Here is a 20959-nt window from a genome sequence, read left to right as displayed (position 1 = left end):
CGATGACCAGCACGCCAGCCTCGAAGACCTCCGGCGGCGCGCGCGTCGCCGTGCAGAAGTTCGGCACCTTCCTCTCCGGCATGATCATGCCGAACATCCCCGCGCTCATCGCGTGGGGCATCCTGACCGCGCTCTTCATCGAGGTCGGCCCGTTCCCGAACGCGGATCTGGCGACCATGGTGGGCCCGATCATCCACTACCTGCTGCCGATCCTGATCGCGGGCACCGGTGGGCGGATGGTCTACGAGACCCGCGGTGCGGTGGTGGGTGCGTTCGCGGTGATGGGCGCGATCGTCGGATCCGACCTCCTCATCGACCGGATCAACGCCGAGGGCGAGGGTGGCCTCGGCTACGTGCACATGTTCATCGGCGCCATGATCCTCGGACCGCTCGCGGCCTGGGTCATGCGACAGCTCGACAAGCTGTGGGACGGCAAGGTCAAGGCCGGGTTCGAGATGCTCGTCAACATGTTCTCGGCCGGCATCGTCGCGTTCCTGATGGCGCTGCTGGGCTTCTCCGTGATCGCTCCGATCGTGAACTGGATCATGTCGGTCGTCGGCGGTGCCGTCGGCTGGCTGGTCGAGACCAATCTGCTGCCCGTCGCCTCGGTGCTGATCGAGCCCGCGAAGGTCTTCTTCCTCAACAACGCGATCAACCACGGCGTGCTCACTCCGCTGGGCACCACCGAGGTCGCCACCGAGGGGTCCTCAATCCTGTTCCTGCTCGAGGCGAACCCGGGGCCGGGCCTCGGCCTGCTGCTGGCGTTCTCGATCTTCGGCGTGGGTGCAGCGCGCGCCACCGCGCCGGGTGCTGCGATCATCCAGTTCGCGGGCGGCATCCACGAGGTCTACTTCCCCTACGCGCTCATGAAGCCGACGCTCATCATCGCGCTGGTGCTGGGCGGTGCCTCTGGCGTGGCCACGAACATGCTGCTCGGCACGGGCCTCGCAGGTCCCGCCGCACCGGGGAGCATCTTCGCCGTCGCCGTGCAGGCTGGGCTCGTGGGCGGCGGCAACCTCATCGGCGTGCTGCTCTCGGTCGTGATCGCCGCATCCGTCACCTTCGTCGTCGCCGGCGTGATCCTGCGCGCCTCACGCAGGCGCGACCTCGAACGCGAGGACGCGGGGGACCTGTCGGCGGCGATCGCCAAGACCGAGGCGGCCAAGGGCAGGAAGTCGGAGCACCTGTCGAACCTCTCCGCCAGCGGCGCGGCTGCGGGCGCGTCCGCCACCGGGGTCGACCCGACCTCGACGCCCGTCGCCGACCAGCCCATCCGCACGATCGTCTTCGCGTGCGACGCGGGCATGGGGTCGAGCGCGATGGGGGCGAGCGTGCTCCGCAGCAAGATCAAGAAGGCTGGCATCGAAGGCGTCAACGTCACGAATGTGGCGATCGCGAACCTCGACGGCAGCGAGGATCTCATCGTCACCCACCAGGACCTCACGGCGCGCGCCCGCCAGCGCAACGACCGCGCGACGCACGTCTCGGTCGACAACTTCATGAACAGCCCGAAGTACGACGACGTCGTCAGGCTCGTCGGCGATTCGAACCCGACCGACTAAGGAGCTCCATGCCCGTCCTCACCATCGACCAGATCACCACGGCGCCCTCGGCCTCGACGAAGGACGAGGCGATCCAGGAGGCCGCGGACATGCTCGTGGCCGCGGGAGCGGTCACGCCGGCGTACGCGGATGCGATGCGTGAGCGTGAGCAGAGCGTGTCGACGTACATGGGCAACCTGCTGGCGATCCCGCACGGCACCAACGAGTCGAAGGACGCGATCCTCGACTCGGCGCTCTCGGTCGCGCGCTACGAGACACCCATCGACTGGGACGGCAACCCGGTGAAGTTCGTCGTCGGCATCGCCGGCAAGGACGGCGGCCACCTCGAGATCCTCTCCAAGATCGCCATCGTCTTCGCCGACGAGGACGAGGTCGCCAAGCTCGAGGCAGCGCCCGACGCCGCCGCGATCCTCGAGCTGCTCGGCGACGTCAACGACTGATGCGCGCCGTCCACTTCGGCGCCGGCAACATCGGCAGGGGCTTCGTCGGGCTCATCCTGCACCGCGCGGGCTACGAGGTGGCCTTCGTCGACGTGAACCCGACGCTCATCGGCATGCTGCAGACCGCGGATGCCTATCAGGTCCGGGAGGTGGGGCCGGAGGCGACCGTGCACACCGTCACGGGCTTCACCGGCATCGACTCGCAGGCTGATCCCGGCGCTGCCGCACGCGCGGTGGCGGACGCCGATGTCGTCACCTGCGCCGTCGGACCGACGGTGATGCGGTTCATCGCACCGGTCATCCGCGAGGGCCTAGAGCTGCGCGAGGGTGCGCCGGTGACGGTGATGGCGTGCGAGAACGCGATCGGCGCGTCCGAGACGCTGCGCGGCTTCGTGCTGGACGGCGCGCCGGAGCTCGCCGACCGCGCGATCTTCGCGAACACCGCCGTCGACCGGATCATCCCGCCGCAGGACCCCGCCGGTCTCGATGTGGTCGTGGAGGACTTCTTCGAGTGGTCGATCGACCGCACGCCGTTCGCGGGCAGCGCCCCGGTCATCCCCGACGCGCACTTCGTCGACGACCTCGCGCCCTTCATCGAGCGCAAGCTCTTCACGGTGAACACGGGCCACGCCACGACCGCGTACGCGGGTTGGCAGGCGGGCGCCGCAACGATCGCCGAGGCGCTGGAACAGCCCGAGATCCGCGCTGCAGTGCAGGCTGCGCTCGCGGAGACGTCTGCGCTGCTGGTCGCGAAGCACGGCTTCGACCCGAAGGAGCATGCCGCCTACGTCGCGCGCGCGATCGAGCGGTTCGAGAACCCCGCGCTGCCCGACACCTGCGAGCGCATCGGCAGGCAGCCGCTGCGGAAGCTCTCCCGCCACGAGCGCTTCGTCGAGCCCGCATCGCAGCTCCTCGAGCGCGGCGAGAGCGCGGATGCGCTCGTGCGAGCCTTCGGCACTGCGCTCGCCTTCGATGCGCCGGACGATGAGGAGGCGCAGGAGCTGCAGCGGATGCTTGCCGCCCTCGCACCGGCCGACGTCGTCGCGCGCGTGACGGGCCTGCCCGGTGATCACTCGCTGGTGCCGTTGCTGGTCGACGCGGTCTCGGCGGCGCAGCTGCGTTGACCGAAGCCGCGCCCGCGTGCGTCGCCGGTGTCGCTGCCGCGGCCCGCTCGGTACGGTGAGGCATGACCGCCCTCGAGCTGCTGCGCAGGTATCCGCTGGTGGCGGCCACACTCGCTGTCGCGCTCGTGGGCGGCATTCTGAGCTTCACGGGCGCCGCGGCCCTGGTGCCGTGGGTGGTCGGCGGCTGGGCAGTGCTCATGGCGGCACGGTCGGCGGTGGGGATGGTGCGCGACCTGCTCGCGGGCCACGCGGGCATTGACGTGCTGGCGATCATCGCCGTCAGCGCGACCGTGCTGGTGGGCGAGCACTGGGCCGCGATCATCGTCGTGCTGATGCTCACCGGCGGCGAGGCGCTGGAGGACTACGCGGCGCAGCGGGCGCGTGCCGATCTGACGCGACTGCTGGAGCGAGCGCCCTCCGAGGCGCACGTGGAGCGCGGTGGTCGCTTCGTGACGGTCGACGTCGGCGAGGTGCGGATCGGCGAGATCCTGGTCGTGAAGCCGAACGAGCTCGTGCCGGTCGACGCCGAGCTGCTCGACGAGCCCGCGGAGCTCGACCTCTCGTCGCTCACGGGCGAATCGCTGCCGGTCGAGATCGAGGTGGCGGGCACGGTGCCGTCGGGGGCCATCAACGGTCCACGCGCGCTTCGGATGCGGGCCGCGCGCACTGCGGCAGACAGTCAGTACCAATCGATCGTCCGCCTGGTCGAGCAGGCGAGTGCGCAGAAGTCGCGCGTGGTGCGCCTCGCGGATCGCTATGCGGTGCCGTTCACCGCCGTGGCGCTCGCGATCGGCGGCGTCGCGTGGTGGGCGTCCGGGGATCCGAGGCGCTTCGCCGAGGTGCTCGTGGTCGCCACCCCGTGTCCGCTGCTGATCGCGGCCCCCGTGGCATTCATGGCGGGCATGGGCCGCTCGGCCCGTGCGGGCGTCGTGGTCAAGGGCGGTGACGTGCTGGAGCGACTTGCCAGGGCGCAGACGTTCGTCTTCGACAAGACGGGCACCCTCACCGGTGGCGAGCCGCAGCTCGAACAGGTGCGCTCCAGCGATCCCGACCGCGTGCTCGCGATGGCGTCCGCAGCCGAGCGCTACTCGACGCACGCACTCGCCTCCGCCGTGCTGCGCGGTGCGGCACAGCGCGGCGTGGCCGTGCCCGACGCGACCGATGCGCGCGAGACCGCGACCAACGGCGTGGAGGCCACGGTTGACGGCGTGCGGGTCGCGGTCGGCAAGCGCGCCTTCATCGAACGATTCGCCGGTCCCGTGGACGCGGAATCCTTGGAGCCGGGCGAGGTCGCGGTCTACGTCGCGATCGACAACGCGTACGCCGGGGCGCTCGTGCTGCGGGATCGTCTGAGACCGGAGGCGGTCGCGACGGTCGAGGCGCTACGGGCGTCCGGTGCGGAGTTGATGCTGCTCACGGGCGATGCGGAGGAGACCGCCCTCCACGTTGCGCAGGAGGTCGGCATCGATCGCATGCAGGCGGAGTGCCTGCCCGAGGACAAGGTCGAGGCGGTGCAGCGGTCACCGCGCCGTCCTGTCGTGATGGTCGGCGACGGCATCAACGACGCACCCGTGCTCGCGGTGGCGGATATCGGCATCGCGATGGGCGCGCGCGGCGCTACCGCAGCAAGTGATGCAGCAGACGCGGTGGTGCTCGTCGACGACATTGCGGCGGTCGAGCGTGTGACGCGCATCGCGCGGCAGACCGTGCGGATCGCGCTGGAGAGCATCTGGCTCGGGATGGCCATATCGATCGCGCTTATGCTGGTGGCAGCGTTCGGCTTCCTGCCGGCGATCGTCGGTGCCTGGCTCCAGGAGGTGGTCGATCTCGTGGCCATCCTCGGTGCTCTCCGCGCGCTCGGGCCGCGCTCGGAACGAGATCCCGTGCGCAACGAGGTGCGGGCGATGAGTGGGGCGGCTGGCTGATGCAGTCGAGGGGGTCGCGGAATGCGGGGCGCTCGGGCGCGCGCCCGCGGCAGCGCCTGCTGCACGGGTGGGACTGGTCGGATCCCCGCATCGAGCTGGAGGAGCTGGCCCCTGCCAGTCGCGTGCTGGTCGCGGATGGCGCGGGCGACATGATCGCAGCACTCACCGACGCGGGACACGAGGTCACCGCCGTCTCGTCGAACCGGCAGCAGCTGCGGTACGCGAGGGCGCGTGTGGCCGGCGGCGGATTCGAGCCGGGCGCGGCAGAGCGGCTGATCGATGTCGCGCGAGGCATGGTCCGCGCGGCAAGTCCCGCCTGGAGCCGCAGGCGCATGCGGCAGTTCCTGCAGGAGGACGACCCGCTCCGGGCGGCATCGGTGTGGCACGAGCGGCTCGACAACCGGGTCCTCGCTTCGTTGCTGAAGACCATGCTCGGCCCCGCCGGCATGCTCTCGGCGCTCGTGCTGCGCGACTTCTCCACGCCCATCCCGGCGCATTTCGACGAAGCGATCCGGGGTCGGATCGGTCGGGCGCTGCGGAAGCACGCGCCGCATGACAACCCGTACGCATGGCGGCTGCTGCTGGGAGAGGAGCTGCCGGGGCATCGGCTGCCGCGCGTCGACCCCTCCTCGGTCGCCTGGGTCGAGGACCCGCTGCTCGACCACCTCGAGCGGGCCGCACCCGGCAGCTACGATGCGCTCACCCTCTCGAACGTCACGGACGGAGCCGACGAGCGCTGGGTCCGCGATCTGCGCAAGGCCGCGCTCTGGGCCGTCACCCCGGGCGGTCCGGTGATCGCGCGCTCCTTCGCGACCACGATGGATGATGAGGCCGCGAAGCGCGCTCGTCGCGATCGCGGCATGCTCTGGGGATCGATCGTCGTGCAGCGCGCTGGAGCCTAGGGCTGCGGCAAGCAGCCGACACGCCCGGCTTGCACCGCAGTGCATCGACCGCGTAGGGTTGACCGTTGGTGTCGTGCGCCCTCTGTGCGCGTCACTCGCATGACCGGCAACCAAGAAACTTGCAGAAGAAGGCTATGGCCAAAAAAGACGGCGTCATTGAGATCGAAGGCACGGTGATCGAGGCGCTCCCGAACGCGATGTTCCGCGTCGAGCTCTCGAACGGGCACGTGGTGCTCGCGCACATCTCCGGCAAGATGCGGCAGAACTACATCCGCATCCTGCAGGAGGACCGAGTGATCGTGGAGCTCAGCCCCTACGACCTCAGCCGCGGTCGCATCGTCTACCGCTACAAGTAAGCACGGTTGCTGGATAAGGAACGGCTCGCGCGCCGCGCGAGCACGAGGCCAGCGAGGAAGAAAACATGAAGGTCTACCCCAGCGTCAAGAAGATCTGCGACAACTGCAAGGTGATCCGCCGGCACGGTCGCGTGATGGTCATCTGCACGAACCCCCGCCACAAGCAGCGCCAGGGTTGATGTCGCAGCACGCAATGCGACGACGTCGCGTTGCGTGCGGAGACATCAAGATCGAGGAGCGGGCGCCGCAGGCACCCGCGTCACGAGATCTCAAGCAGCAACACATAACTCAATATCGCCCCACCGATAGGTCTCGAGACGCCGGCTCCGCCGGCTCCTCGACCAACGGGACAGGATCCGGCTCCGCCGGCTCCTCGACCAACGGGACAGGATCCGGCTCCGCCGGCTCCTCGACCAGCGGAGGGGCATGCACCCAGCAGCGGTCAGAGCTCTCTCCGGAGAGCGACACCTTGGGGAGAGGCCCAGGCACCTCCGCTGCTCCAAACCTCTCAACAACTCCCTAGGAGACACAGATGGCACGCATCGCAGGTGTCGACATCCCGCGCGAGAAGCGCGTGGAGATCGCACTGACGTACATCTTCGGCGTCGGCCGCACCCGGTCCGTCGAGACGCTCGAGGCCACCGGCATCGACCGCAACACTCGCGTCAAGGATCTGACCGACGAGCAGCTCGTGACGCTTCGCGATCACATCGAGAGCACGTTCAAGGTGGAGGGTGACCTTCGCCGCGAGGTGACGGCGGACATCCGCCGCAAGGTCGAGATCGGTTCGTACGAGGGCATCCGCCACCGTCGCGGTCTTCCGGTGCGCGGTCAGCGCACGAAGACCAACGCCCGCACCCGCAAGGGCCGCAAGCAGACGGTCGCCGGCAAGAAGAAGGCCGGCCGCTAGGCCGCGTGGAGGTTAGAACAACATGGCAGCTCCCAAGTCCGCGGTCCGCAAGCCGCGCAAGAAGGACAAGAAGAACATCGCAGTGGGCCACGCCCACATCAAGTCGACGTTCAACAACACGATCGTCTCGATCACCGACACCACCGGGGCCGTTGTCTCGCAGGTCTCGGGTGGCGGCGTCGGCATGAAGGGTTCGCGCAAGTCGACCCCCTACGCCGCACAGCTCGCGGCCGAGTCGGCTGCGCGTCAGGCGCAGGACCACGGCATGAAGAAGGTCGACGTCTTCGTCAAGGGCGCCGGTTCGGGCCGTGAGACGGCGATCCGCTCGCTCCAGGCCGCCGGTCTCGAGATCGGTGCGATCCACGACGTGACGCCGCAGGCGCACAACGGCGTTCGCCCGCCGAAGCCCCGCCGCAACTAAGTCGTTCCCGCCGGGCAGGGGATCCCCCTGCCCGGCTATCCGCCGTCACTGAACACGCGAGTCATATAGCGGACTCGCGACCGAAAGGAACCGACACGTGCTGATCGCCCAGCGCCCCACTGTCACCGAGGAGACCGTCTCCGAGCACCGCTCGCGGTTCACGATCGAACCGCTCGAGCCTGGCTTCGGCTACACCCTCGGCAACTCCCTGCGCCGTACCCTGCTCTCGTCGATCCCCGGCGCTGCTGTCACCAGCATCCGCCTCGACGGAGTCCTCCACGAGTTCTCGACGATCGCCGGTGTCAAGGAGGACGTCACCGAGATGATCCTCAACATCAAGCAGCTCGTGGTCTCGTCGGAGCACGACGAGCCCGTCGTCGCCTACCTGTCCCGCCAGGGCGCAGGCACGGTGACGGCAGCCGACATCACGGCTCCCGCCGGTGTGGAGATCCACAACCCCGAGCTCGTGCTCGCAACGCTGAACGACTCGGCGAAGCTGCAGCTCGAGCTGACCGTCGAGCGTGGCCGCGGCTACGTCTCGGCCGTCCAGAACCGCGACGAGTTCGCTGAGGCCGGGGTCATCCCGATCGATTCGATCTACTCGCCGGTGCTGAAGGTCACCTACCGCGTCGAGGCGACGCGTGCAGGAGAGCGCACCGACTTCGACTCGCTCGTGGTCGATGTCGAGGCGAAGCCCGCGATCTCGCCGCGCGACGCCATCGCGTCCGCCGGCCGCACGCTCGTCGAGCTGTTCGGCCTGACGCGCGACCTGAACGCCGAGGCAGAGGGCATCGAGATCGGTCAGGCGCCCGCAGAGGCCATCGGCTCCGGTGAGCTCGCCACGCCGATCGAGGAGCTCGACCTGTCGGTCCGCTCGTACAACTGCCTCAAGCGCGAGGGCATCAACACGGTGTCCGAGCTGGTTGCGCTGAGCGAGACGCAGCTGATGAACATCCGCAACTTCGGCCAGAAGTCGGTCGACGAGGTGAAGGACAAGCTCGTCGAGCTCGGCCTCTCGCTCAAGGACGCGGTGCCCGGCTTCGACGGCGCGCACTTCTACAGCGGTTACGACGAGGACGCTCGCTGAACGCGGGCCGACTGAAGAACTAGAGGGATACGAATCATGCCCAAGCCCACCAAGGGTCCCCGCCTCGGAGGCGGTCCGGCGCACGAGCGCCTGCTGCTCGCGAACCTCGCGGCAGCGCTCTTCACGCACAAGTCGATCAAGACGACCGAGACGAAGGCCAAGCGCCTCCGCCCGGTGGCCGAGCGACTGATCACCTTCGCCAAGCGCGGCGACCTGCACGCGCGCCGCCGCGTGCTCGGCGTGATCGGAGACAAGGGCGTCGTGCACGAGCTCTTCACGGAGATCGCGCCGCTCGTCGCTGAGCGTGAGGGCGGCTACACCCGCATCACGAAGCTCGGCTTCCGCAAGGGCGACAACGCCCCCATGGCCCAGATCGAGCTCGTGCTCGAGCCGGTGCAGAAGAAGGCCTCGAAGTCGAAGGCCGCCGCTGCCGCTCAGTCGGCGACCGCCGACCAGGAGGCTTCGGAGGCGAAGGCCGCTGACGCCAAGGCGGCGGAGGCTGCTGAGGCAGAGGCCGACGAGTCGACAGAGACCGCTGCCGCTGAGGGCGAGTTCGGGGCCGACTCGGCCGCGCCGCTCGAGGACGGCTCGGCACCCGAGGGCTTCGACATCAAGGGCAACAAGGACTCGATGAAGTTCCACCGCCCGGACGGCCAGTGGTACGAGCAGACCGTCGCCGAGGTCTGGTTCCGCACTGCTGAGGCCGCGGAAGCCGCAGGCTTCACCGAGGCCGGCAAGTAGTCAGCTGCTACGAGAGAGGGGGTCCCGCACGTGCGGGACCCCCTCTCTCGTTCCTGTCGCAGTCAGCTGCGCTGTGACTCCAGGCTCTGCTCCGCCTGCGTGCCGGTGTGCGCGTCACCGTCGCGCCGGGCGTCCGTGTTCGCCCTGGCCGTCGCGAGCTCCGTTGCCGCGAGCACCAGACCCAGGTGCGAGAACGCCTGCGGGAAGTTGCCCCAGTGGCGGCCCGTCGACGGGTCGACCTCCTCGGCGAGCAGGCCCACGTCGTTGCGCAACGACACGAGCCGATCCATCAGTGCCTCGGCGTCGTCGAGTCGACCAGCCTGCGCATACGCCGTGACGAGCCAGAACGCGCACAGCACGAACGGATGCTCATTGCCGGCGAGTCCATCGACGCCGGTCGTGCGATAGCGCAGCGGGATGCCGTGCACCAGCAGGTCTCGCTCGATGCGAGCCAACGTGCCGATGAAGCGCGGATCGGTGGCCTCGATGATGCCGATCGTCGGCAGCTGCAGGAGCGAGGCATCCACCTCGCTCGTCGCGTAGTGCTGGCGGAACGAGCCCGTGGCCTCGTCGAAGCCCCTGGTGAGCACCTCCTCGTGGAGCGCATCCCGGATCGCGATCCACTGGGTGGGATCGCCGGCGCACCCGCGCTCGGTTGCGCGCACGCCGCTGTCGAACGCCGCCCACATCATGGCGCGCGAGTGCGTGAAGTACTGCGGCTCGCCGCGCATCTCCCAGAGCCCCTGGTCGCGCTCCTGCCAGTGGTCCGCGAGCTCGTTGAGCAGCGCGCGCTGCATGTGCCAGGACTCGTCCGAGTCGTCGAGGCCGATCGCGCGCAGCCGCCCGAGCGTGAGCATCACCTGACCGAGCACATCGTGCTGGCGCTGGCACGCTGCGCCGTTGCCGATGCGCACGGGTGCGGCGCCGCCGTAGCCCGGCAGGTGCTCGAGCACCCGCTCGTCGAGCTCGCGACCCCCATCGCGCCGATACATGATGCGCATGTCCTCGGGGTCGCCGGCGATCGCGCGCAGCAGCCAGTTGCGCCACAGCCCCACCTTCTCGGTGAGATTCACGGCAAGCATCGCGTCGACGGTGAGCGATGCGTCGCGCAGCCAGGTGAAGCGGTAGTCCCAGTTGCGCTCGCCACCGGGCTCCTCCGGCAACGAGGTCGTCGGGGCGGCCAGGATGCCGCCTGTCTCCTTGTCGGTGAGCGCACGCAGCACGAGCACGCTCGTCTGCACCGCCTCCAGGTACGGGCCCCGGTAGTCGAGCTTGCGCAGCCAGTCCGACGATTCCGCGACCGTGGTCTCGACCACCTCCGCCTCACCGACGGACTCCGCGATCGGCAGCCAGGAGTTCTGCCAGCACAGGTCGAGCACGAGGCGGTCGCCCTCCCGCACGGTGAACGTCGAGCGGTGCCGGTGCCCGTCGGAGCGCGGCAGCTCCGGGCCCCGCAGCACCAGCCGATCGGGCCCGGCGACGGCGACCAGGGCGGGCTCGCCCTGCACGGTGGTGCGGCGGAACCACGGCGGGATCGCGCCGTAGCCGAAGCGCACGACGAGCTCCTGCTCGAGCTCGACCTCGCCGGAGATCCCCTCGATGATGCGCACGACGTCCGAGCGGTCATTCGTGGTCGGCATGGCATCCGTCACGATCACGGTGCCGCTGGCGGTCGTGTGCGTGGTCTCCAGCACGAGGCTGTCCGCCAGATACCGCCGCGTGGTCGTCGCCTCGTGCTTCGGGCCGATTCGCCAGCGGCCGTGCTCGCGGTCGCCCAGCAGGGCGGCGAAGCAGGCGTGCGAGTCGAAGTGCGGCAGGCAGAGCCAGTCGATGGACCCGTCGCGCCCGACCAGCGCGGCCGTCGAGCGATCGCCGATCATCGCGTAGTCATCGATGGGTTGCGGGTGCGGTGTCGCCATGCCGCGAGGCTATCTGCCGTCGCCGGGAAGACGCACGTCGGGCACCTAGGCTGGAGCGGTGCCGCGGATCCGACTCGACCTCGCCTACGACGGTGGCGGGTTCTCCGGTTGGGCCAGCCAGCCGGGGCTGCGCACCTGCCAGGGTGAGCTGGAGCGAGCGCTCACGACCATCGCGCGGGAGCCCGTGCGCATCACGGTCGCAGGCAGGACGGATGCGGGGGTGCACGCGAGTGGGCAGGTGGCGCACGCCGACGTGCCGGACGCGATCCCGATCGTCCCGCACCTCGCGCGGCGGCTGTCGCGCCTGGCCGCGCCGGATGGCGACCTCGTCGTGCGGCAGGTCGCGGTCGCACCCGAGGGCTTCGACGCACGATTCTCGGCGGTCTCTCGCTCGTACCGCTACCGCATCGTGGCTGCCGAGGCGGCTGATCCGCTCGAGCGGCGCACTGCCGCGCACGTGCCGCACCCGCTCGACGTCGACGCGATGGCCCGCGCGGCGCAGGCCCTCGTCGGACTGCGCGACTTCGCCGCGTTCTGCAAGCCGCGGGAGGGTGCGACGACCATTCGCGAGCTGCGCGAGTTCTCGTGGCGTCGCGACGGCGCGCTGCTGACCGCATCGCTGAGCGCGGATGCGTTCTGCCACTCGATGGTGCGCGCACTCGTCGCCGCGTGCGTGCGGGTGGGGGAGGGCAGGCTCGGGCTCGCGGACGCGGTGCGGCTGCTCGGCGAACGACAGCGATCGCCGCTCACCGGTCTCATGCCGGCGCACGGCCTGACGCTCGTCGGGGTCGGCTATCCGCCCACGGAGCGGCTCGCCGAGCAGGCGTCGCGGGCACGCGCGCGCCGCAGCGTCGAGGATGTCGAGCGCGACTGACGCGCCAGTCGCGGGTGCCTACGCTGCGAGCACGCCTCGCAGCTGATCCACGGTGTCGACGATGCGGGTGGCTCCGGCCGACGCGAGCTCTGCCCGGCCGCCGTACCCGTAGGCGACTCCGATGGAGCGCATGCCGAGCTCGTGCGCCGAGGCGATGTCGTTCACCCGGTCGCCGACCATGATGAGCCGTTCGGCGGGCAGCCCGATGGACGCGGCGGCTCGCGCGATCACCTCGGCCTTGGAGTGGCCACCCTCGCCGTCGATGCGGCCGTGCACGCCGCGGAATCGATGGCGCAGCTCGTAGTGATCGATCACTGCGTCTGCGTCGCGCTGGATCTTGTGCGTCGCCACCGCCATGGGCCTGCCGGCACCGTCGAGCTCGGCGATGAGCTGCGCGATGCCGGGATACAGGGTCGAGTCGACGAGGCCGCCGTCGAGCATCCGGGCGCGGAACGCCGCGAGCGCGACGTCGATCTCGCCCGGTGACCTGCCGGACTCGGCGAGCACCGTCGCGACCGGCGGGCCGAGCCAGCGCGTCAGCTCCGCATCGCCGGGCACCTCCCAGCCGAGGGTCGCGTGCATGTGGCGCAGGCTCGACAGCAGACCCTGCTTGGAGTCGGTGAGGGTGCCGTCGAGGTCGAACACGATGCCGGCGGGAGTCATGACCTCAGGATCTCAGATATCTGATCGGGATGGCCGGGGTTCTCGTCCGGCGTAGACTCGGACGTCGGCCGACGGGGTGTTCGGCGCGAAGTCGGAGGCACGGCATGACGGAACAGCAGCTCGCATTCGACCAGGTCTTCCGCGGGTACGACCGCGTGCAGGTCGACGAAGCGCTCGGCGGGATGCGCGAGGAGCTCGCCGAGCTGCAGCGCGCGAGCGAGCAGGCGTCGCTCGCGGCCGACGCGCGCATGCAGCAGCTCTCGGAGGACCTCGACGCCGCCATCTCGCGGGCGGATCAGGCGGAGGCGCGCATGCTGCGCCTCGCGCAGCAGGTGCAGACGCTCGACGACGAGACCGAGGACGACGCCACCGAGACGGGCGACGCAGAGGAGGGCCGCCAGACGCGGGTGCGCTTCGCCGAGATCCTGCGCGTCGCCGAGGATCAGGCCTCGACGCTGGTGCAGCAGGCCTCGACCGCGTCCGAGCGGATCCTCGACGAGGCCAACGCCGAGCGCGACCGCATCCGCAGGGATGCGCAGGATGATGCGGCGCGCATGCTGCAGGAGGCGCAGCACGAGGCAGACCTCGCGCGCCGCCGCAGCGACACGGAGCAGACCGCGCACCGCGCCCGCGTCGAGAGCGAGCTCGGCTCGCTGGGCGAGAAGGTGGCGCAGGCCGATCGCGAGGCGCAGGTGCTGCTGGGTGAGGCCGAGCGCGCCGCCGCCGCGATGCGGGCGCAGGCGCAGCGGGAGACCGATGATCTGGGGCTGGACGCCGATCGGATCGTGCGCGAGGCCAAGGCGCGCCGGATCGAGCTCGACGCAGCGATCACCCGTCGACAGGATGACGCACAGCAGGAGTTCCTGCGACTGCACAGCCAGGCCGTCGCGCATGCCGAGCGCATCACCGCCGATGCCAATGACAAGGTCGCGTCGGCGCTCGCCCACGCGACCCACGTCGCAGAGCAGTCCGAGGCCTACGAGCAGCTCTCGAAGGCGCAGGCAGCACAGATCGAGGCAAGCGCCAAGGCGCGCGCTTCATCGATGCTCGACGAGGCCCGCCAGCGCTCGCAGGCGATCGTGGATGCCGTCACGAAGCACACCAAGGACGTGCTGCGCGACGCCGAGGACCGCACGCGCAGCCTGCGCTACCAGCAGACCCAGCTGCGCGGCTTCATGGCCGAGGTGCAGTCGCTCATGCACGTCGCCGATGCGGCAGACCCTCGTACGTGGGGAGCGGTGGGCGCGTCGTCGGACGATGCGGCCGGCGCGCCATCGACGACCGCCGCCCGCAGCAGATCCGGTGCGTCCTCCGAGCGCGGGGGCGACGCCGTGGTGCCGGCCGTGGCCGCCGCGGATCGCGCGATCGTTCCCGACTCGCACAGCACCTCGGTGCCCGATGCCGACCCACTGGCCGACCTCACGCTGCACGACGACGAGACGGTCGAGGGGGAGCCGGTGGAGCGCTCGAGCACCGGAGAGGAGGTCGTCGACGTCGTCTGGCACGAGGATGACGAGACGTACGACCCCGCGATCGACCGCTGAGCGACGGCTGCGGCGCTAGCGGCCTGGACCCTGCACGATCTCCAGGGCCATGCCCGGGCAGGGGAAGGACTCGAGCCCGTCGCGCGCGTCGGCGCGGATCGAGTCACCGGTCTCGCGCCAGTCGCTGGTGGAGAGCAGCACGCGCCCGATGCCGTTGACGACGGAGATGTCGGAGCCGAGCCGGGCGAGTCGCGGCGTGAGGTCTCGCTCGACCTGATCGATGAGCAGGTCGAGCCCCGCCACGCCCGCGAAGGTGCCGTCGAGCATGACGGGAAGGGCGACGGTGATCGTGTACTCGTCGCTGCAGAGGTAGTCGACGTAGGGTCCCGCGACGTGCGCCTCACCGGTCAGCTGCGGCACCCGGTACCACTCGAGCTCCGAGTAGTCGATGTGCTGCTTCGCCACGGACTGCGCGGCGAGCACGAGCTGGGTCCGGTCGACGCCCTGCCACCAGGCGAGGTGACTGCGGGCGTCGGCGAGCGAGTCGAGCGCGGCGATGAATCCCGCCCCGTAGACGGGCAGGTCAGCGGCGAAGGTTCGGTGCGCGTAGGGCGCGACGAGCAGATCGAGCGCGTCGGTCGTCACGGGGCCTCGAGCGCGAGCCTGTCGCAGGTCATCGAGGAACTCGGCTCTCCATGCCTCGAGCGCTGCGATGGCCCGGCCGAAGTAGTCGCCCACGATGTCGGTGTGCGTGGCCGCGGGGGTGATGCTCACGATGCTGTCCTCCTTGACGCTCGCGATGACGAGGGGGTGGTCATTCCTCCTCCAGCTCGGCGCGATGGGCGATGAGCCATTCGACGGCCCGGCCGACGCTGACGCGCATGAGCGCCGATGCGCGAGGCGCGTCCCCCAATGCAACCAGCTCGAGGACCTCGAGGAAGCGGTCGGCCATCAGGTCGCGCTCGTCCGGGTCGGACTCGACCAGGGACAGCAGTGGCGAGAGCTCGGCCTGCAGCCGCATCTGCTCACGCGTGAGCCGCGCGGACTGGCTGAGTGCCGACAGCTCGATCTGGGCATCGTTGCAGTGACGTCGCCACGCGGTGGGGTCCGCGCGGTCGGCTCGACGCAGCCTCGCGGCGATCTGCTCGACCTCGCTCGGTGCCGCGCGACGCGCGGCGAGCTCGACGCTCGCCAGTGTGATCGCGAGGTAGTGCACCGCGGTGTCGCGGAGTCCGACGCGCGAGGTGCGACGCAGCGCGGCGCGCGCGAAGGCTGCGGGGTTCGCATCAGGGGCGACGAAGCTGCCCCCGCCGCGGCCCCGCCGGGTGACGATCAGGCCGCGAGCGCGCAGCGCGAGCAGCGATTCACGTGCGGTCGCGGGGGCGACGCCGAATGATTGCGCCATCTCGGCCTCGGACGGCAGGCGCTCGCCAGGCTGGAGGACGCCGCCCATGATCGCCTCTGCGATGCGACGCTCGACGAGCGCGGCCCGTCCCTCGTCGCCGATCGGTCGGAAGACGGCGCTCAGCAGTCGCGTCGGGCGGCCCCATCGTGCGGGGGCTGCTGGCGGCGTCGACATGCTGTCCATTCTCGAGCATCGGCGTCGCTCGGCCCGCGATCCGACGCCGGGATTCGGCAGTCGGCACTCCGCATCGGGAGCCTACAGCGACGGACTTGTCCTCTTACATATGAAACTATATGTTTAACGTCAACGCCCCCGCATCAACGAAGCTCGGAGGAGTCGTCGACTCATGGGAACCACGGACACCACCACCGCGACCGCTGACCGCGACGCGCCTTCCGGTACCCCTTCCGGTGTCGAACTCCAAGGGGTCACGAAGCGCTTCGGCGACACGACCGCAGTGCGCGACCTCGATCTGCAGATCGCGCCGGGCGAGTTCTTCTCGATGCTCGGGCCCTCGGGCTCAGGGAAGACCACGGTGCTGCGCATGATCGCCGGCTTCGAGGATGCGACGAGCGGGCGCATCCTGTTGGACGGGGTGGATGTCACGTCGGCTGCCCCGTTCGATCGCGCCGTCAACACCGTCTTCCAGGACTACGCGCTCTTCCCGCACCTGTCGATCGCCGACAACGTCGCGTACGGGCTGAAGGTGCGCAAGGCGCCGAAGGCGCAGATCGCCGAGCGCGTGGCGGATTCGCTCGAGCAGGTGCGGCTGTCGCACCTGGCAAAGCGCCTGCCGCACCAGCTCTCCGGCGGCCAGCGCCAGCGCATCGCGCTCGCACGTGCGCTCATCCTGCGTCCCCGCGTGCTGCTGCTGGACGAGCCGCTCGGCGCGCTCGACAAGCAGCTGCGCGAGCAGATGCAGATCGAGCTCAAGCAGATCCAGCGCGAGGTCGGCATCACCTTCGTGTTCGTCACCCACGACCAGGAGGAGGCGCTGACGCTGAGCGACCGCATCGCGGTCTTCAACGAGGGTCGGGTCGAGCAGGTGGGCACGCCCCGCGAGGTCTACGAGTATCCGCACACGGCGTTCGTGGCGAGCTTCCTCGGCATCTCGAACCTCATCCCCGCGGAGACCGCCCGCACGATCGCTGGTCTCGACAGCGCGATCAGCGTGCGCCCCGAGCGGGTGCGCCTCGCAGCGCCCGACTATCGCGCCGCCGACGCCGAGACGAGCGTGCGCGGCACGATCGCCGAGACGGTCTACACCGGCCCGGCGACTCGCTACATCATCACGACGGAGCACGGGCTCACCGTGGTCGCCGAGCGGCACAACGACCACGCGCCGAACGACGACGCGCCCCACCGTCGCGGCGATGCCGTGCGCGCCGTGTGGTTCTCGGAGCACGCGGCAGTCGTGCCCGCCTGACGGCGACCCGCAGCATCCCGACCGATCCAGCAGGACCCCCCTAGGAAGCAGGAGAACCATGAACAAGAAGATGCTTGTTCCCGCGGCTGTCGCAGCGATGATGCTGGCGCTCGCGGGATGCAGCGCTGGCGGAGACGCCGGCGGCGGGCTGTCCATCGACGTCCCCGACGTGCCCATGCTCGAGGAGCTCGGCGAGCCGGAGGGCTCGGTCGACATCGTCGCATGGTCGGGCTTCGTCGAGCCCGCCTGGAGCGATGCCTTCACCGAGGAGACCGGATGCGTCGTGAACCGTCGCGTCGCCGGTACGAGCGACGAGATGGTCACCCTCATGCGCACGGGCGAGTACGACCTCGTCTCCGCCTCCGGAGACGCGAGCCTGCGGCTCATTGCCGGCGGTGACGTCGCGCCGATCAACCTCGACCTCATCCCGAACTTCGGCGACGACATCGTCGAGGGCATGCAGGGGCAGATCTACGACACGATCAACGGCAAGAGCTACGGCGTGCCCATCGGCCGTGGCGCCAACATCCTCCAGTACAACACCGACGTCGTCACGGAGGAGCCGACGAGCTGGGATGTGGTGTGGGAGGCCGACAGTCCGTACGCCGGTCAGATCATCGCCTACGACGCGCCCATCTACATCGCCGACGCCGCGGTCTACCTGATGCACCACGAGCCTGACCTCGGCATCACCAACCCGTACGCGCTCGACCAGACGCAGCTCGATGCTGCGATCGCTCTGCTGCAGCAGCAGAACGAGATCGTCTCCGAGTACTGGGCCGACCCGGTGGCGCAGATCACGTCGTTCGCGGGCGGCTCAACCGTGGTCGGCACGTCGTGGGAGGTGCTTCGCAAGCTCGCAGAGGATGACCGCTTCCAGGGCACGCTGCCGGTGGAGGGCTCGACCGGATGGTCGGACGCGTGGATGATCTCCTCGCAGTCGGACTCGCCCAACTGCGCCTACCTGTGGATGGACTACACCAGCGCCGCAGAGGTCAACGGTGCGATCGCGATGAACTTCGGCATGGCACCCGCCAACGCGGCCTTCTGCGAGACGAGCGACGAGGCTGCCGCGCACTGCGAGGAGTTCAACGCGACCGATGAGGAGTACTTCAGCAACGTCTGGTTCTGGACGACGCCCATCGAGCAGTGCGTCGACGGGCGCACCGATGTGCAGTGCACGAACTTCCAGCAGTGGACGCAGGCCTGGCTGACCGTCAAGGGCTGATGCCCGTCACCTGCCGCTGAACGGTGGGCGGGGGCGACGCCCAGCGCGACGCCCCCGCCCACCCCGCTGCAACCCCGGAACCCGCACTACATCACTGAGGAGTCCCCGTGACGACCACCGCGCCGCCGCCGGCACGCTCGACGCCGGCCCCCGTCAGCCGACCCGTCTCCACCGTGCTGCACCGCCGGCCACGCCTCCGCCTTGCGGGCCTGCTCGCGCTGCCGATGGCGTGGCTCGTCGGGCTCTACATCCTGTCGCTCGCGCTGCTGCTCGTGACCGCCTTCTGGATCGTCGATCCGTTCACCTCGCTCGTCAAGCCGGGCTTCACCCTCGACAACTTCGCGCTGCTCATCAGCAATCCGGCGTACGTCTCGACGTCGCTGCGCACGCTCGGGATCGCGCTCGCCGTCACCGCGCTGAGCGCCGTGTTCGCCGTGCCGCTGGGCATCTTCATGGCGAAGATCGCCTCGCCGTGGCTGCGCTCGCTGCTTGCGATCGCCATCACGCTGCCGCTGTGGGCCGGGTACCTCGTGAAGATCGTCGCCATGCGCATCACGTTCACCGAGGACGGCTTCTTCAACTCGATCGCGGGACTCGTCGGCGGCTCGGGCCCGGGGTTCGGCGTTCCCGTCGTCATCCTGACGCTCACCTACCTGTGGTTCCCGTACATGGCGCTGCCCGTGTACACCGCGATCCGGCAGATCCCCCGAAACCTGTTCGACGCCTCGTCAGACCTGGGCGCGCAGGGCTGGACCACGATTCGCACGGTCGTGCTGCCGCTCCTCACGCCCGCGCTCATCGCGGGCTCGATCTTCACGTTCTCGCTCAGTCTCGGCGACTACCTCGCCGCACGCTTCGTGGGTGGGCCCAGCAGCCAGATGATCGGCTCGATCATCGCCTCCAACATCAACCTGAATCCGCCGGTTGCGGCAGCGTTCTCGACGGTGCCCATCGCGTTCGCGGTGATCTACCTGCTCGTCACCCGCCGCACGGGTGCGCTCGAGAGGATGTAGCGCAATGCTGAGACTGAACCGCAGCTCCAAGCTCGCGCTCGGCGCCATCGTCGGCATCGTGCTCGTGTTCATGTACGTGCCCCTCATGCTGGTGGTGATCAACTCGTTCAACGCGGGCCGGATCCCCTCCTGGCCGGTGCCGGAGCTCTCGCTGCGATGGTGGGAGATCGCCGCGACCTCTGAGCCCATCCGCGCCGCGGTGCTCAACTCGGTGATCGTGGGGCTGGGCGCGACCGCCGTCGCGCTCGTGCTCGGCACGCTCTCGGCGTTCGCGCTCTCGCGCTACGCCTTCTTCGGGAAGCAGACCGTGAACCTGCTCATCGTGCTGCCCATCGCTCTGCCGGGCGTCGTGACCGGTGTCGCCTTCAGCAACACGTTCAACTCGATCCTGGAACCCGCGGGCATCCAGGTCGGCTACTTCGGACTGATCATCGCGCACGGCACGTTCTGCATCGTGATGGTCTTCAACAACGTCTTCGCGCGACTGCGGCGCATGAGCCCGAACCTGCAGGAGGCGTCGATGGACCTCGGTGCCGGAGTGGGGCAGACCTTCCGGCTGGTGACCTTCCCGCAGTTCCGCACGGCGTTCGTCGCCGGTGGCCTGCTCGCCTTCGCCCTCAGCTTCGACGAGGTCGTCGTCACGATCTTCACGGCCCCGCCCGGTGTCGACACGCTGCCCCTGTGGATCCTCAACACCATGGGCCGGCCGAACGAGGGCAACCTCGTGAACGTGGTGGCCACCGTGCTCATCCTGCTCTCGATGATCCCCGTCTACGTGTCACAGCGGCTCACTCGGGCCCAGGAGGATGAGTGACGGCCAGGATGTCGAAGCCGTGCGATCACCGGCCGGCCCCGCCCGACCCGCCGGTCGTTTGACCGGGGCCAGCGCGGGCCGCTAGAGTCGACCCTTGGTGCGTGCAGCCTGCGCGCGCCCGAATGAGCCCTCCACCGGATCGTTCCGCCGCATTGCGGTCCCGGAACACCTCGGAGTGGGATTCACGACCATCCATTCGATCAGTGAGGCATCAATGACTCGCACGTATTCGCCCAAGGCGGCGGACGTCCAGCACAACTGGATCGTCATCGACGCCACCGACGTGGTGCTGGGCCGCCTGGCCAGCCACGCTGCCGCCATGCTCCGCGGCAAGCACAAGCCGACGTTCGCCCCCCACATGGACATGGGCGACTTCGTCATCATCGTGAACGCCGAGAAGGTCGCGCTCACGGGCCAGAAGCTGGCCAAGAAGATCGCCTACCGCCACTCGGGCTACCCGGGTGGCCTCAAGGCGACGAACTACATCGAGATGCTCGAGCGCTTCCCGGTCCGCACCGTCGAGAAGGCGATCCGCGGCATGCTCCCGAAGAACTCGCTCGGCGCCGCTCAGATCAAGAAGCTCAAGGTCTACGCAGGCCCCGAGCACCCGCACGCGGCGCAGCAGCCGACCCCCTACACGTTCGACCAGGTCGCCCAGTAGGGCG

At 69.5% G+C, this 20959-nt stretch carries 22 protein-coding genes; 18 read left to right on the top strand and 4 right to left on the bottom strand.

Going from position 1 to position 20959, the window contains the following annotated elements; all coding sequences use genetic code 11:
* Positions 1–2: 2 nt before the first annotated feature.
* The 11 genes from ACJJVL_RS01030 to rplQ all read left to right on the top strand — a co-directional run bounded on the left by ACJJVL_RS01030 (position 3) and on the right by rplQ (position 9468).
* Positions 3–1562, top strand: a complete 1560-nt coding sequence (locus ACJJVL_RS01030) for a PTS mannitol transporter subunit IICB (RefSeq protein WP_405216152.1) — start codon at positions 3–5, stop codon at positions 1560–1562.
* An 8-nt stretch (positions 1563–1570) separates the two neighbouring features.
* Entirely contained in the window at positions 1571–2002 is a 432-nt protein-coding gene (locus ACJJVL_RS01025; protein WP_405216151.1) for a PTS sugar transporter subunit IIA, read from the top strand.
* Entirely contained in the window at positions 2002–3126 is a 1125-nt protein-coding gene (locus ACJJVL_RS01020; RefSeq protein ID WP_405216150.1) for a mannitol-1-phosphate 5-dehydrogenase, read from the top strand. The genes ACJJVL_RS01025 and ACJJVL_RS01020 overlap by 1 nt, the downstream gene beginning before the upstream one ends.
* Positions 3127–3188: 62 nt before the next feature.
* A complete protein-coding gene (locus ACJJVL_RS01015; protein WP_405216149.1) occupies positions 3189–5051 on the top strand; it encodes a heavy metal translocating P-type ATPase in 1863 nt (620 codons plus the stop codon).
* Positions 5051–5953, top strand: a complete 903-nt coding sequence (locus ACJJVL_RS01010) for a hypothetical protein (RefSeq protein ID WP_405216148.1) — start codon at positions 5051–5053, stop codon at positions 5951–5953. Before ACJJVL_RS01015 ends, ACJJVL_RS01010 begins: the two co-directional genes overlap by 1 nt.
* 134 nt (positions 5954–6087) lie before the next feature.
* Positions 6088–6309 carry a translation initiation factor IF-1 gene (infA, locus tag ACJJVL_RS01005; protein WP_072312769.1) on the top strand — a complete coding sequence of 74 codons (222 nt, stop codon included), beginning with the start codon at positions 6088–6090 and terminating at the stop codon, positions 6307–6309.
* A gap of 65 nt (positions 6310–6374) precedes the next feature.
* The gene (gene rpmJ, locus ACJJVL_RS01000; RefSeq protein ID WP_405216147.1) at positions 6375–6488 is read left to right on the top strand and encodes a 50S ribosomal protein L36; all 114 of its coding nucleotides are present in this window, start codon (positions 6375–6377) and stop codon (positions 6486–6488) included.
* A 353-nt stretch (positions 6489–6841) separates the two neighbouring features.
* A complete protein-coding gene (rpsM, locus tag ACJJVL_RS00995) occupies positions 6842–7219 on the top strand; it encodes a 30S ribosomal protein S13 (protein ID WP_347754486.1) in 378 nt (125 codons plus the stop codon).
* 22 nt (positions 7220–7241) lie between these two features.
* On the top strand, positions 7242–7640 hold the full coding sequence (gene rpsK, locus ACJJVL_RS00990) for a 30S ribosomal protein S11 (protein ID WP_072312767.1): 399 nt from the start codon (positions 7242–7244) through the stop codon (positions 7638–7640).
* 97 nt (positions 7641–7737) lie between these two features.
* The gene (locus ACJJVL_RS00985) at positions 7738–8727 is read left to right on the top strand and encodes a DNA-directed RNA polymerase subunit alpha (protein WP_405216146.1); all 990 of its coding nucleotides are present in this window, start codon (positions 7738–7740) and stop codon (positions 8725–8727) included.
* Between the two features lie 36 nt (positions 8728–8763).
* Entirely contained in the window at positions 8764–9468 is a 705-nt protein-coding gene (rplQ, locus tag ACJJVL_RS00980; protein ID WP_405216145.1) for a 50S ribosomal protein L17, read from the top strand.
* Between the two features lie 62 nt (positions 9469–9530).
* Here rplQ and ACJJVL_RS00975 read toward each other — a convergent pair whose 3' ends face one another.
* Positions 9531–11387 carry a glycoside hydrolase family 15 protein gene (locus ACJJVL_RS00975; protein ID WP_405216144.1) on the bottom strand — a complete coding sequence of 619 codons (1857 nt, stop codon included), beginning with the start codon at positions 11385–11387 and terminating at the stop codon, positions 9531–9533.
* Positions 11388–11445: 58 nt separating this feature from the next.
* Here ACJJVL_RS00975 and truA point away from each other — a divergent pair, with 58 nt between their 5' ends.
* Positions 11446–12261 carry a tRNA pseudouridine(38-40) synthase TruA gene (gene truA, locus ACJJVL_RS00970; RefSeq protein ID WP_405216143.1) on the top strand — a complete coding sequence of 272 codons (816 nt, stop codon included), beginning with the start codon at positions 11446–11448 and terminating at the stop codon, positions 12259–12261.
* 18 nt (positions 12262–12279) lie between these two features.
* Here the strand turns inward: truA and ACJJVL_RS00965 are convergent, their stop codons facing one another.
* On the bottom strand, positions 12280–12924 hold the full coding sequence (locus tag ACJJVL_RS00965; protein ID WP_405216142.1) for an HAD hydrolase-like protein: 645 nt from the start codon (positions 12922–12924) through the stop codon (positions 12280–12282).
* Positions 12925–13028: 104 nt separating this feature from the next.
* Between ACJJVL_RS00965 and ACJJVL_RS00960 the strand changes: the two genes are divergently transcribed.
* Positions 13029–14468: a cell division initiation protein gene (locus ACJJVL_RS00960; RefSeq protein ID WP_405216141.1), complete on the top strand. Its 1440-nt coding sequence runs from the start codon at positions 13029–13031 to the stop codon at positions 14466–14468.
* A 15-nt stretch (positions 14469–14483) separates the two neighbouring features.
* On the opposite strand, the gene ACJJVL_RS00955 is transcribed toward ACJJVL_RS00960, so the two are convergent.
* Both ACJJVL_RS00955 and ACJJVL_RS00950 read right to left on the bottom strand, forming a co-directional pair.
* Positions 14484–15182 (bottom strand): cache domain-containing protein, encoded by a 699-nt coding sequence (locus ACJJVL_RS00955; RefSeq protein WP_405216140.1) that lies wholly within the window; start codon positions 15180–15182, stop codon positions 14484–14486.
* Positions 15183–15222: 40 nt separating this feature from the next.
* Positions 15223–15987, bottom strand: a complete 765-nt coding sequence (locus tag ACJJVL_RS00950; RefSeq protein ID WP_405216139.1) for a FadR/GntR family transcriptional regulator — start codon at positions 15985–15987, stop codon at positions 15223–15225.
* 172 nt (positions 15988–16159) lie between these two features.
* Here ACJJVL_RS00950 and ACJJVL_RS00945 point away from each other — a divergent pair, with 172 nt between their 5' ends.
* The 5 genes from ACJJVL_RS00945 to rplM all read left to right on the top strand — a co-directional run bounded on the left by ACJJVL_RS00945 (position 16160) and on the right by rplM (position 20955).
* Positions 16160–17239: an ABC transporter ATP-binding protein gene (locus ACJJVL_RS00945; RefSeq protein ID WP_405216138.1), complete on the top strand. Its 1080-nt coding sequence runs from the start codon at positions 16160–16162 to the stop codon at positions 17237–17239.
* A gap of 58 nt (positions 17240–17297) precedes the next feature.
* Positions 17298–18467: a spermidine/putrescine ABC transporter substrate-binding protein gene (locus tag ACJJVL_RS00940; protein WP_405216137.1), complete on the top strand. Its 1170-nt coding sequence runs from the start codon at positions 17298–17300 to the stop codon at positions 18465–18467.
* A gap of 107 nt (positions 18468–18574) precedes the next feature.
* Positions 18575–19480, top strand: coding sequence for an ABC transporter permease (locus tag ACJJVL_RS00935; RefSeq protein ID WP_405216136.1), 906 nt, complete (start codon positions 18575–18577; stop codon positions 19478–19480).
* A 4-nt stretch (positions 19481–19484) separates the two neighbouring features.
* Positions 19485–20294, top strand: coding sequence for an ABC transporter permease (locus ACJJVL_RS00930; RefSeq protein ID WP_405216135.1), 810 nt, complete (start codon positions 19485–19487; stop codon positions 20292–20294).
* Between the two features lie 214 nt (positions 20295–20508).
* Positions 20509–20955, top strand: coding sequence for a 50S ribosomal protein L13 (gene rplM, locus ACJJVL_RS00925; RefSeq protein WP_405216134.1), 447 nt, complete (start codon positions 20509–20511; stop codon positions 20953–20955).
* The last annotated feature ends 4 nt before the right edge of the window (positions 20956–20959 follow it).

The organism is Agrococcus sp. Ld7, from assembly GCF_045064095.1.
In the GTDB taxonomy this organism is placed as follows: Bacteria; Actinomycetota; Actinomycetes; order Actinomycetales; family Microbacteriaceae; genus Agrococcus.
This window is presented reverse-complemented; position numbering and strand designations above follow the sequence as displayed.